Annotated in this window: 10 protein-coding genes; 1 reads left to right on the forward strand and 9 read right to left on the reverse strand. The window is 69.8% G+C overall.

Translation table 11 applies throughout. The features are described from left to right. Nucleotides 1-24 precede the first annotated feature (24 nt). The 3 genes from ACGFI6_RS31450 to ACGFI6_RS31460 form a co-directional block, all read right to left on the reverse strand. Nucleotides 25-1,989, reverse strand: a complete 1,965-nt coding sequence (locus ACGFI6_RS31450; protein ID WP_393124970.1) for a hypothetical protein — start codon at nt 1,987-1,989, stop codon at nt 25-27. Beyond that, nucleotides 1,986-3,836 carry a PQQ-binding-like beta-propeller repeat protein gene (locus ACGFI6_RS31455; RefSeq protein WP_393124972.1) on the reverse strand — a complete coding sequence of 617 codons (1,851 nt, stop codon included), beginning with the start codon at nt 3,834-3,836 and terminating at the stop codon, nt 1,986-1,988. The genes ACGFI6_RS31450 and ACGFI6_RS31455 overlap by 4 nt, the downstream gene beginning before the upstream one ends. Before the next feature lie 166 nt (nt 3,837-4,002). Then, entirely contained in the window at nt 4,003-5,217 is a 1,215-nt protein-coding gene (locus ACGFI6_RS31460) for a helix-turn-helix domain-containing protein (protein ID WP_393124975.1), read from the reverse strand. Nucleotides 5,218-5,302: 85 nt separating this feature from the next. Between ACGFI6_RS31460 and ACGFI6_RS31465 the strand changes: the two genes are divergently transcribed. After that, a complete protein-coding gene (locus ACGFI6_RS31465; protein ID WP_393124977.1) occupies nt 5,303-5,917 on the forward strand; it encodes a maleylpyruvate isomerase family mycothiol-dependent enzyme in 615 nt (204 codons plus the stop codon). A 2-nt stretch (nt 5,918-5,919) separates the two neighbouring features. Here ACGFI6_RS31465 and ACGFI6_RS31470 read toward each other — a convergent pair whose 3' ends face one another. From ACGFI6_RS31470 to ACGFI6_RS31495, 6 genes are read right to left on the reverse strand one after another with little or no spacing between them, the layout of a single operon-like run. Next, nucleotides 5,920-6,909: a family 43 glycosylhydrolase gene (locus tag ACGFI6_RS31470; protein ID WP_393124979.1), complete on the reverse strand. Its 990-nt coding sequence runs from the start codon at nt 6,907-6,909 to the stop codon at nt 5,920-5,922. A 14-nt stretch (nt 6,910-6,923) separates the two neighbouring features. Further along, nucleotides 6,924-7,568, reverse strand: a complete 645-nt coding sequence (locus ACGFI6_RS31475) for a DinB family protein (RefSeq protein WP_393124981.1) — start codon at nt 7,566-7,568, stop codon at nt 6,924-6,926. Continuing rightward, nucleotides 7,565-7,915 carry a dihydrofolate reductase family protein gene (locus tag ACGFI6_RS31480; RefSeq protein WP_393124983.1) on the reverse strand — a complete coding sequence of 117 codons (351 nt, stop codon included), beginning with the start codon at nt 7,913-7,915 and terminating at the stop codon, nt 7,565-7,567. Before ACGFI6_RS31480 ends, ACGFI6_RS31475 begins: the two co-directional genes overlap by 4 nt. After that, complete coding sequence (locus ACGFI6_RS31485) at nt 7,912-9,132, reverse strand: FAD-binding oxidoreductase (protein ID WP_393124985.1); 1,221 nt, start codon at nt 9,130-9,132, stop codon at nt 7,912-7,914. The genes ACGFI6_RS31480 and ACGFI6_RS31485 overlap by 4 nt, the downstream gene beginning before the upstream one ends. Continuing rightward, entirely contained in the window at nt 9,113-9,961 is an 849-nt protein-coding gene (locus tag ACGFI6_RS31490; RefSeq protein WP_393124986.1) for a helix-turn-helix domain-containing protein, read from the reverse strand. Before ACGFI6_RS31490 ends, ACGFI6_RS31485 begins: the two co-directional genes overlap by 20 nt. Next, nucleotides 9,961-11,883, reverse strand: a complete 1,923-nt coding sequence (locus ACGFI6_RS31495) for a potassium transporter Kup (RefSeq protein WP_393124988.1) — start codon at nt 11,881-11,883, stop codon at nt 9,961-9,963. Before ACGFI6_RS31495 ends, ACGFI6_RS31490 begins: the two co-directional genes overlap by 1 nt. Nucleotides 11,884-11,908: the final 25 nt, after the last annotated feature.

Genomic DNA, 11,908 nt, shown 5'->3' on the forward strand with positions numbered 1-11,908 from the left:
GCGGCAAATCCCTCCGATAGTTGCTTAAGGCAATGGCAGTTGGACGAGGTCCCGGCCGGAAAGCCCCCACACCCGGTGCCGGGCGCCGCGCACCGGGGTCAGCTGCGGCACGGTGTACCACCCGTCGCCGAGCTTGTTCACGAGCAGCTTCGCCGTGTCGAGACCCGGTCCGAGCTGGTAGAGGTTCCCGCCGAAGTTCGTCTCACAGTAGACCCCGGCACGGTCGGTGAAGACCTGCCCGTAGCCGGAGAGCTTGTTCGCTCCACGCATCACAGCCTTGGTGCGCAGGTCGTACGTGAACCACGAGCCGCTGGTCCGCTTCAGTACGCCGTACAGAATTCCGTTGTGTACGGCAACACTCTGGATGGATCGCTCTCCGGCCAGCGGCTCGACGGTCCACAGCAGCTTGCGATGCACCAGGTCGAACGCTGTGATCGCGGCCGACGTACGGGTCGGAGTGATGCCACCGCCGCCGACCACGTCACCGCCGAGGTACGCGATGCCGTCGACGATCGAGATCGTCATCACGCTCTGGTCCGGCAGGACGCCGTAGTGCACGTCCAGCTCACCCGTCCGGACGTCGAGCAAGGTGAGAGCGCCGGTGAGCTTCCCGGTGCCGGGCGCCGACGCGATCGCGAGCAGCTTCGACCGTTCGTCGTACGCCGCCTGCCAAGGCCGGATCTGCTCATGATCGATCGTGCCGAAGCTGTGCACCTCCGCGGTGCGCGGGTTGATCCGGATCACCTCGGTGCTCGGGTACAGCGCCGAGTACAGCTCGCCCCGGACCCAGTTGAGGGTCTTGGCCTCACCGGCGACCCGGATCCGGCGGGTGGCACCGGTGCCGCCTGCCGGATCCGCGTGCTCGGTCACGACCCAGTGCCCGCCGACGTACAGGTGCGGGTCGCCGGTCACGATCGACTGCGGCTTGTCCGGCGCCGGCGTGAACCCGGCGTCGACGAGATCGAGCAGCTCGAACTCACCCGTCCGTACGTCGAGCCACCACAGCACGCCGGACCCGGTGGCGCCGAGGAGCGTGTCCTGGTCGAGCAGCACGATCCGCCGGTGCTCGTCCGCCGGCGCGGGCGTCGCCACCGCCGTGAGGACAGTGTCGGTCAGACCGCACGACCACACCGTCCCGGACGTGCGGGTGGTCAGGTACGCCATGCCGTCCGCGCCGACCGTGAGCGCATCGACCCCCGTCTCGCCGTCGGGCAGCGGCACACTCCGTACGTCGCTGCCGTCGAGCGCCATGCTGAACAGGGCCTGGCTGCTGCCGACGTAGACCCGGTCCGCACTCGCAGCGAACGGGCCGAAGTTCTGTCCGCGGGCGCTCTCGGGCGTGAGGTCCTGGAAGGATCCGGTGGTGCGGTCGTACCCGACCAGTTGCGAGGGCGTGTAGATGCCCGCATACACATAGTTGCCCGCGGCACCGACGTACCGGCCGTACTGGGCTCCCGGCACGGGGGCGCCGAGCTGGGTGGGGGCGTTGGTGGCGGGATCGATCTGCCAGACCGCGCCGTTCGGATAGCTGACGGCGAACACCTGACCGTCGGGTGCCGTCGTCATGTCCCAGACGAACCCGCCTGCGCCGGCCAGGCTCCCGACGCGGGTCACCGATCCGTCGGCGGGATCGAAGCAGTAGACGTCCGCGACCGGGTAGAGCCCGGCATAAACCTTGCCCGCGGCAACGGTGATGCCCCAGCCGCCCTCACCGGCCGGAAGCTCGACCGTCCGGGTCACGGTGCGCGTGGACAGGTCGATCTCGGTCAACCGGGGCGGCACGATGCCGCGGCTGATCACGTACGCATGGCCGTCGAGCACCGCCATCGCGACGACGGCCGCCGTGACGACCGCGGGACCGGAAGTGGGCAGCGTGGAGCCGTCGATGGGGCCCTCCTCGGCGGACGCGGGCAGGCTGGTCAGGGTGGTCTGGGTGGTCAGGGTGGCGGCGACGGTCGCGGCGAGCACGGTACGGCGGGGGATCCTCATCGCAGGCCGCCGATCCGGACCAGGTCGCGGCCCTTGATCGTGTAGAGCGCGTCGCCGTTGTGGGAGGTGGTGATCAGCGGATAGCCGTAGATCTGCGCACCGAGGCCGTCGACCACGGTGCTGACTGCCGCGCCGTCGACCTTGAAGACGCGTTGGCTGTCGGTGCCGTACAGGCCGCTGCGGGCGATCGTCAGGCGGCTCTGCCCGGTGCCGATCTTGGTCTCGGACAGCAGCTTGCCGGTACGTGAATCGAGGACCGCGAGGCGCCCGTCGTCGGTGGTCGCGTACAGACGGCCGCGATAGACGGCGAGGTCGCTGTAGCTCTGCGCCTTGGACAGCGCCGCGTTCTCCCAGAGCGTCTTGTTCGTCCGCAGGTCGTACGCGACGACCGTTGCCGCGGGCAGGATCGGGTCGGTGCCGAGGCTGTTCCGGGTCGCGCCGCCGAGGTACGCGATGCCGTTCGCGGTGGTCACGGAGCGCACCGATTGCTGCGGTACGACGCCGCGGTGCACCTCGCGCTGCCCGGTGTCCAGATGCTGCTCGACGAGCGTTCCGTCGTACTTGCCGTAATCGGGTTCGGTGGAGATCAGCCACGTCCGCGAGCACGCGTCGTACGCGTCGTCGGTCGGGCGGGTCTGCTCGTTGCCGATCTGCCCGAGCTCGTGCAGCCCGGTGCCGTCCGGCTTCATCTGCCAGAGGCGGGCCAGCGTGTACACACCGAGGTACACGTCCCGGCCGACCGGCGTCATCGTCTTCGCCTCGCCGGGCAGGAACGTCCGCGTGCTCGCGCCGGTCGCCAGGTCGTGGACCTGGATGCCGGCCTTTCCGCTGACCAGGACCGACGACTGCGTGGCGGTGATCGCCATCGCCTGTTCGGGAGCCGGTGGCAGACCGGCCTGCCCGAGGTCGGTGCCGGTGAACGTCCCGGTCGCCTCGTCGAAGTCGACGACCTGACTGGTCAGCTCCGCCCTGATGGTGCTGCCGTCGACGAAGATCCGGTTGAAGTACGCCCCGTCGTACGGCGAACCGAGCCGGGTCAACGTGTTGTCGCGGTACCGGTAGAGCGTGCCGGACGGCCGGGTGCCGAGATAGACGTCGGCGCCGTCGAGCGTGATCGCGGTGATGTACTGGTCGCCGCCAGGAGTCTGGACCTCGACCGGGTTGCTCAGGTCGCTGGTGTCGTAGACGAGCATCGTGCCGGTCGGGGAGAGGCTCGCGGCGAGCTTGGTCCCGTCCAGTGCGAGGGTGGCGACGAACGTCCGGTCGGCGTACTTCGCCGGGAGGATCTCGCGGCGCTCGCCGGTGACACGGTCGATCGCGATCAGGTGCGCCTTGGTGCCGACGCCGGCGTAGATCGTGGTGGCGTCGGCGGCGATGCTGCGGACGTACTGCTCGCCCGCGACCGCGGCCCCGTACGACCTGGTGGCGCCGGTGGCCGGGTCGTACTCGTGGACGGCGCCGTCGGGGTAGGTCCCGGCGACGATCTTGCCGTCCGGGGTCGCGGCGATCGACCAGATGAACGAGCCGAACTGCGCGACCTTCGTGGCGGTGCCGGTGCTGGTGTCGATCTTGTAGACGTCGCCGGGGGTGTACAGGCCGACGTACAGATCGGTGCCGAGGTGGGTCATCGCCCAGGCGCCGGCCCCGGTGGGCAGCGAGAACTTGCGGTCCACGGTCTTGCCGACCGGGTCGAACGCGCCGACCTGGACCGGCGAGACGCCGGAGGTGATGGTCCAGATCCGGTCGCCGACCTGTTCGGCGACGCTCGTCGAGGTCACGGCGGAGGCCGGACCGAGGTTGGTGATCGTCGGTGTTTCGGTCCCGGCCGGAACTGCCTGGGCGGGCACCGTCAGAAATCCTGTGCAGCAGAGCAGAGCAATGATCAGTCCCCGTGCGAATCGCTTGTCCACAAGGCCTCCCGGGACAGTGCCGACGGAATTACGGTCATGGCTGAAATTAGCCGGACGCGCGTGAGTGCGTCAACCGTTCGGGAAACAATCAGCTCTGAACGATCTACAGATGGACGCGGTACACCACGAGCGGGCGGCCGCTGCCGGTGCCGAGCTGGGTGCCGGTGGCGTCCGCGAGGCCGGCGCGCTCGAGCCGGTTCAGGACGCGCCGTGCGGTGCGCGGCTGGATGCCGAGGTGGTCGGCGACCGAGCGGGTGGTGAGACCGTTCTCCGGGGTGGAGCGGACGAGCTCCTGGAGGCGTTCGAGCGTCGCCTTCGAGAGGCCGGCGCGCTGGGCGAGGAGCTGCAGCTTCGAGCGCTGCTGCGGGCGTGGGGTTGCGCCGCCGACGAGGACCAGGTCGATGTCGTTGCGCAGGGACACCACGGCCGCCGTCCGTCCGGCGGTCCGGGCGCGGCCGAGGGCGCGGCGGGCCAGCACCTCGGTCTCGGTGCCGGAGCCGCCGATGCCGAACCCGATCCGTACGGTCCCGAACTGCTCCTTGAGCCGGTTCAGCATGCTCAGCTCGGTGAACGCGGCGGTCGCTTGTTCGAGCGGTCCGCGGGTCGCCACCACGAGCCAGCGCTTGTCGTCGTACCGGATGACGCTGCCGCCGAGCGTGCCCGCCTCGCGGCGGAGCGCGTCCTCGGCGTCCGGGGAGATCTCGACCAGGCCGAGCGCGATCTGCGCGTCGTCGCTGCGCAGCGCGTCGTGGCGCAGCAGGAGGCTGTTCACCGCGGCGCGGACCGAGTGCACCGACGGCGCGAGCCGCAGGGTGGTCTGCTCGGTGCGGAGCTTCTCGTACGCGGAGCGCAGACAGGTGATCGCGACGGTCGCGTGGGCCTGATGGTGGAACGTGAGGATCTCGTCGAGGCTCAGCCCGGACCGGTACGGGAGCACCTTGACCCCGCGCATCGGAAGCCCGACCTCGTCGAACGTCTCCCGTACCTCGGCCTCATCGAGGACGTCGATGCTCAGCGACGTGACGTCGTGCCCCTCGCGGAGCAGCTGGACCAGGGCGCGCATCAAGGTGGCGCCGGTGTACTCGACGTGCGCGGCCGGCCGGTCGAGGAGGTCCTGCGCGGCGGCGATCTGGTACGGGACGACGCCGGTGAACAGCCACGCGTCGACGCTGCCCGGGGCGTTCGCCATCACCTTCGGCGTGTCGGTCTCCCGGCGGTAGCGCAACGGGACGACCTCGACCCCACGCAGCCCTTTGACGATCCGGCTGCTGGAGGTGACCAGGTCCGACGGCCCGACCACCCCGATCGTCGTCACCATCCGCGGTTCCCCTCCATGCGGGCCAGTCTCACCACAAGACCCCACCGCTGCAAGAACCCGCGCCGTCGTGGGCTACGTTCGCTGCATGGACCGGGTTCTGGACTGGATCGACGAGGGTACGCAGCTGTGCCGCGGCGGAATGGCCGAGCTGGACGCGCCCTCGCTGCTGCCGGGGTGGTCGCGCAGGCACGTGGCCGCGCATCTGGCGCTGAACGCCGAAGCGCTGGGCAACCTGGTGTCCTGGGCAAGGACCGGTGAAGAACGCCCGATGTATCCGTCCGCCGAGGCGCGGAACGCCGACATCGAGGCGGCGAAGTCGCGGCCCGCGGACGAGTTGCGGTCCTGGTTCGAGGAGGCGTCGGCGGGGCTCACCGCGGCGATGGGGACCTTGACGGACGCGCAGTGGCAGACCGAGGTGCGGACCTCCCGCGGGGTGCCGATCCCGGCGACCGAGGTCCCGTGGATGCGGTCCTGCGAGGTGCTGATCCACGCCGTCGACCTCGGCACCGGTCCGACCTTCGCCGACCTCCCGACCGACTTCCTCACCGCCCTATGCGACAAGATCCGCAGCCAGCGCGGCAACGTACCGGACGTCGACGGCCCCCTCCCACAACTCGCGGCCTACCTGTCCGGCCGTCCCTACGTCGACGTACTGGGCTCCGACGGCAAGCCCGCCCAGGAACTCCCGCCCTGGCTCTGAGGCTAGAGGAACGCCCCGACGGACGGGGTGTTGTCGCTGCTCCAGTTGAGGATGGCGGCGTAGAGGACGCGGCGGTGGGCGACGCCGTTCGCGATCTGGCTGTCGGTGCACGGCGATGTACCGGTGCCGCAGACCCAGGCGTGCAGGAAGATCCGCCAGCCGCCGTCGAGCGACGGTGTGACGTCGGCGCCGCCGGGTCCGCAGAGGCCGGTGCCGGCGGACGTCATGAGTGAGTGCTCGGTCGCGCCCGCGAAGTTCCAGCGGTCGCTCGAGCGGAGCCAGACGGTCGCGTAGCTGCAGTTGTCGTAGCCGTAGCGGGACGCGAAGAGGACGAACTGCGAGCCGCGCTGCACCATCGTCGGGTTCTCGATGATGCCGTCACGTTGCAGCAGCTCCCGGCTGTCGGTACTTGCCTTGTGCAGACCCGTGCCGTCGAGGGGGACCATCCGCAGCGAGGACGGGATCTGCTGCGTCTTGTACAACAGGTAGCGAGTCCCGGCGCTGTCCTGGAACGGCGACGGGTCGATCACCCCGGCCGCTGCGATCGGCCGGCCGGGTACTCCGTCCTCACCACCGTGCCGCCCGCCGGGACAGACGAGCGGAGTGTCGCCGACCGGCTTGTACGGTCCGCCGGCCTGGCTCGACGTGGCGACGCCGATGCACCGCTGACCTGCGAAGTCCTTGGCGACGGCCGAATAGTACAGAACGAACCCGGCTGACGTCTGCCAGGCATCCGGCGCCCAGACGTCAGGTCCGGTGTCCATCCAGGACGGGGGAGTCGAGAGATCGAGCGCCGATCCGACGCTCTGCCACGGTCCGGAGGCAGTGTCACCACGGCTCACCCGGCCCTGAGGTCCGGTCGTGAACGCATAGAAGTCGCCGTTCGCCCGCAGCACCCCCGGATCGGCGACAGAGTTCGCCGGCGCATACACCGGTCCCGGAGCCACCACACCCAACACCGAACTGACCGCAAGCACGAGCGACGTCCACATCGGCGCAACCTCTCCTAGGAGTTTCGTGCCCTGAACTCTGCCCAGACGGCCGGGTTGTAATCCGGGAGACTTTTGACGTACGCCATCCAGGTGGCGCGGTCGATCTCGCCGGTGATGCGGGCGCGGTACATCCGCAGGTACTCCGGGTCGTCCGGCGACATCGGGTCGTCGGGGCGGCCGCCGACCCGTCCGTCGGTCAGCTCCCGGACGACGTCGGCGTGCCCGGTGTGCCGGGTGGTGTCGAGCAGGACGGTGTGCACCATCTCCCGCAGCGTCACTGTGCTCCCGGTGTGATGCGTACCGGTCGTGTCGAGGTCGAGTTCCGCGATCGTCCGCGCACCCGCGGCACACGCGCGCCGGTACGCTTCGACGAGTCCCGCGACCGACTCCTCCGGGGTCGCCCACAGGTCGAGCCCGAAGAGCAGCTCCTCGTCGTCGAGCTCCGAGGTGAGTTCATCCGCCGCCCGCTCCTGGCCGAACGCCGCCACCAGGTACCCGTACGTGATCCCGGTCAGATGCTTCACGATGCCGATCAGGTTCGTCCCCGTCGGCGTCATCGGGCGGCGCAGCTCGTCGTCGCCGAGCCCCTCGACCTTCCAGAGCAGCGACTGCTGGATCTCGTCCAGTTCCCTGAGCAACAGTTCCTTCTCGGAGGTCACTTGACGACCCGGTAGCGGAGGTGGGTCACGTCCCGGGCGGGAAGCTGCCGAACGTTCTCGAGTTCGATGTACTCCGCGGGCAGGTTGTCGAAGAGGCGGCGGCCCTGGCCGAGGAGGACGTTGACGACGTGCAGCTCGAGCTCGTCGAGGAGGCCGGCACGGAGCAGGGCTTGCGCGGCGCCGGCGCCGTGGACCATCACGTCGCGGTCCCCGGCCGCCTCCTTCGCCTGAGCGGCACAGTCCGCCGCGAACGAGCGGAACCCGCCGCGCCCCATCGGCTCGTCGACACTGTCGTCGGGACCGACCACGAAACCGTCGAGCGACATGCTCATGTACAAGCGGATCATCGGGCACCTCCGAGGGCCTGGGGAAAGTTGAACACGTCGCTGGGGTCGTACTGGTGCTTGATGTCGGCCAGCCGTGCGTAGTTCGGACCGTTGTAGGCGGCCGCCCAGTCGGCAAGCTCGGGATCGGGGAAGTTCGGGTAGACGCGTCCGGACCCGTGCGGCTGGGCGATCGCCCACGACCGGCGGACGGCGGAACGATCAGGACCGGCATGTTCGATGAGGAAGCGCTCGCCGCGGTGTGCGAAGGCGGTGGCGTCGACCGGGACGCGGTTGTAGGCGCCGCCCATCGGGGTGAAGTTGAGGTCGCAGCCGGCGCCGAGGAGTTCGGAGACGACGGACCGGGGGAGCGGCGTACGGAAGAACCCGGACTTGCTGTGCACCACGCGATCCTCCGCGTCGCCCTCGGACAGGCTGCGTTTGAGATCGGGCCAACTGAGGTCGTCACGCAGTTCCACCTCGCCGTCCACGAACGGGCCGGGGTCGAACGCTGCGAGCGTGGCGCCGAAGACCTCCGTACGGTCGCCGGTCACCGTCAGGCAAGCGGTGAGGTCGTCCGGTGCGTCCGGCGCCCACGCCTGCCAGGCGTCGATCACCTCGGCGGCGCGGTCGCGGGGCCAGGTGATCCGGAAGCGGGTCGCGGCCGGCGACGGTACGGCGGCGAACACCAACGACGTCACCACGCCGAACTGCCCACCACCGGCTCCACGCAGCGCCCAGAACAAGTCCGCGTTCCGCGAGGCATCACACGCCACGACCGTGCCGTCCGCGAGCACCACCGTCGCCGCGACGAGCCGGTCGCAGGTCAGCCCGTACTTCCGCCCGAGCAACCCGAGCCCACCACCCAACGTCAGCCCGGCGATCCCCACCGTCGGCCCGCACCCCGCCGGAATCGTCAGCCCGTGCTCGTGCAGCCCTTGATAGACCGCAGTGAGCCGCGCGCCCGCCCCGATCGTGGCCACGCCCGAATCCACCGAGATCGCCGACAGCCCCGACAGGTCGATCTGGACCCCGGTCGTCGACGAGCGCCCGGCGAAGCAGTGACCGCCGCCGCGCGGGGCGACCGGCAGACCGGCAGAACGCGCGTAGGCGAGCGCCTCGATCACATCGTCGGTGGACGAGCAGCGCGCGATGACCTGCGGACGGATGTCCCGGTACTGCGGCTGCGCCGGCCGCCGCAGTACGTCGTACAGCGCGTCGTCAGGCCCGATCAGTTCCATGGACCGACGCTAGAACCCGCCCGCCGGTCCGCGCTTGAACGAAACGGTCGTACCACCCGGTGAGGAACGGCGCCCACGAGGCGGTGTGGTCGTGGCCGCAGTCGCACCGATCCGCCTTGTCGCCGAGCAGGTCGCGCGGCGTCACGCCGGTCAGCCGCACGCACTCCCGGGTGAGATGCGCGTGATCGGCGTACCCGGTCTCGGCCGCGAGGTCCGCGAGCCCGTTCCCGTACCCGGCCTGGGCCAACGCGAGGTACCCCTGGAACCGCAACGTCCGCTGCAACGCCTTCGGCGCCACGCCCGTTGCGGTCAAACACCGGCGCCGCAGCTGGCTCTCCGACAACGCCAGCTCGTCGGCGAGCAGCGCGATCCCGGTCCGCTCCCACGGCATCAACCGCCGTACGAGCTCCGCCACCACCGGATCGGACCGCACCTTCTGCCCGGCCAGGTACTGCTGCACGCCCAGCAGCGCGGCCCTCGGAGTCGCCGCGTCCGCCACCACTGAGCCGATCCGGTCCGCGGCCGGACCCCACAGGTCCACCGCGCAGTCGACGAGGTCGTCGGCCGGTACGCCGAGCAGCGGCGTACCCGCGCCGGGCATGAACCGGACGCCGACGATCGTCGTCCGCGGCGGGATCACCTGCAGGTGCGCGCGGGTCAACGGCCCGATCAGCCGCGGTGCGCCGCCGACCGGGCAGTGCAGCTCGACGCCACCGGTCGGCAGGTCCCGTTGCGGGTAGGGCTGCGATCCGGTGCGCTGGATCCAGACCGTACGGACGAGGCCGGTCAATGCTCGGACCGGCGCGCTCTCGTCGTACGTCTGGGCCATCAGACCTCGATGTGTGAGCCGATGATGACTGTGCGGTCGCGGGGGAGGCTGAAGGCTTCGGCCGCGTCCGCGGTGATGTGCGACGTCGCGAGGAACAGCTGTTTGCGCCAGCCGGCCATCGTCTTGGCCTTGCCGCGCCGGAGCTCGATCTTCGAGAGGAAGTACGACGCCCGCTCGAGATCGAGCGGACCCTCGGAGTCGGTGGGATCCAGCAGGGCCAGCGCGGCCGGTACGTCGGGGCGCTCCATGTAGCCGAACTTGATCGTGACGTGCGTGATCCCGTCGTTGCCGTATCCGAGGTCGTTCACGGTGACCCGGTTCTCCTCGGCGACCCGCGGCACCGGCTCGGTGTCGATCGCGACGATCACCACGTGCTCGTGCCGGACCTCGTTGTGCTCGACGTTCGCGCGCAGCGCCAGCGGGGCGCTGACGCCGCCGCGGTTCAGGAAGATCGCCGTACCGGGGACCGTGCGAACCGCCAATTTGCCGGAGCTCAGCTCGTCGATGAACTCCTGCAGCGAACCCTCGGCGCGTTCCCGCTCCCGGGTGACGACCTCGCGGCCGCGCTGCCACGTCGTCATCACGGTGAACGCGGTGAGCGCGATCAGCAGCGGCAGCCACGCGCCGTGCAGCAGCTTGGTCAGGTTGGCCCCGATGAACAGCGCGTCGATCAGCAGCAGCGGTGTGGCGCCCGCGATGATCACCCACTTCGGGATCTTCCAGCGGTAGTGCGCGACGTAGAAGAACAGCAGGGTGGTGATGCTGATCGTGCCGGTGACGGTCATGCCGTACGCGTACGCCAGCGCGGCCGAACTGCGGAACGCGAAGATCAGCGTCAGCACCGACACGAACAGCAGCCAGTTCACGAACGGTACGTAGATCTGGCCGATCGTGGTCGCCGAGGTGTGCGTCACCCGCAGCCGCGGCAGGTACCCGAGCCGGGCGGCCTGCGCCATCACCGAGTACGCGCCGGTGATCACCGCCTGCGACGCGATCACGGTGGACGCGGTCGCGAGCAGCACCAGCGGCAGCCGGCCCCAGTCCGGGACCAGGAGGAAGAACGGGCTGCTGATGTTGTCGTGGTTCTTCAGGATCAGCGCACCCTGGCCCAGGTAGCTGAGCGTGAGGGCCGGCAGGACCAGGAACAGCCAGCCGCGGCTGATCGCCTTCCGGCCGAAGTGCCCCATGTCGGCGTACAGCGCCTCGGCGCCGGTGATCGACAGGACGACCGCGGCGAGCGCGAAGAACGCGATGTGGAAATGCCCGGCCAGGAAGCCGACCGCGTACGTCGGGGAGAGCGCCTTGAGGATCTGTACGTGGGTGAGGATGCCGCCGATCCCGGCCGCGCCGATGACCGCGAACCAGGCGATCATCACCGGCCCGAACGCCCGGCCGATGGACTCGGTCCCGCGGCGCTGGACCATGAACAGCCCGATGATGATCACCGCGGTGATCGGGATGACGTACTCGCCCAGCGATGGCTGCACGGTCTTGACGCCCTCGACCGCGGACAGTACCGAGATCGCCGGCGTGATCATGCCGTCGCCGAAGAACAGCGACGCCCCGAACAGGCCCACCGTCGCCAGCACCGCGGAGGCCTTCCGGCCCGGGTGCGTCTCGCGCCACTTGCGGAGCAGCGTGATCAGCGCGACCACACCGCCCTCACCGTTGTTGTCGGCGCGCATCGTGAGCATGATGTACGTGACGGTGACGATGATCATCACCGACCAGAAGATCAGCGACACCACGCCGTACACGTTGTGGTCGCTGAGCGGCACCGGGTGCGGGTCCTCGGGGTTGAAGACCGTCTGCAGGGTGTAGATGGGGCTGGTGCCGATGTCACCGAACACGACACCGAGTGCGCCGACCACCACGGCGAGCTTCGCCGTGTCGTGGATCGTGTGCGCAGGCTGATCCGTCACGGGACCGGACGATACCCGCCCCGGG

Origin of the sequence: Kribbella sp. NPDC048928 (assembly GCF_043197975.1) — a bacterium.
GTDB lineage: Bacteria > Actinomycetota > Actinomycetes > Propionibacteriales > Kribbellaceae > Kribbella.

Excerpts from the sequence above, each read along its gene's own strand:
- ACGFI6_RS31450 (WP_393124970.1), bottom strand. The coding sequence starts at position 1,989 with ATGAGGATCCCCCGCCGTACCGTGCTCGCCGCGACCGTCGCCGCCACC.
- ACGFI6_RS31460 (WP_393124975.1), bottom strand. The coding sequence starts at position 5,217 with ATGGTGACGACGATCGGGGTGGTCGGGCCGTCGGACCTGGTCACCTCC.
- ACGFI6_RS31465 (WP_393124977.1), top strand. The coding sequence starts at position 5,303 with ATGGACCGGGTTCTGGACTGGATCGACGAGGGTACGCAGCTGTGCCGC.
- ACGFI6_RS31470 (WP_393124979.1), bottom strand. The coding sequence starts at position 6,909 with ATGTGGACGTCGCTCGTGCTTGCGGTCAGTTCGGTGTTGGGTGTGGTG.
- ACGFI6_RS31480 (WP_393124983.1), bottom strand. The coding sequence starts at position 7,915 with ATGATCCGCTTGTACATGAGCATGTCGCTCGACGGTTTCGTGGTCGGT.
- ACGFI6_RS31485 (WP_393124985.1), bottom strand. The coding sequence starts at position 9,132 with ATGGAACTGATCGGGCCTGACGACGCGCTGTACGACGTACTGCGGCGG.
- ACGFI6_RS31490 (WP_393124986.1), bottom strand. The coding sequence starts at position 9,961 with ATGGCCCAGACGTACGACGAGAGCGCGCCGGTCCGAGCATTGACCGGC.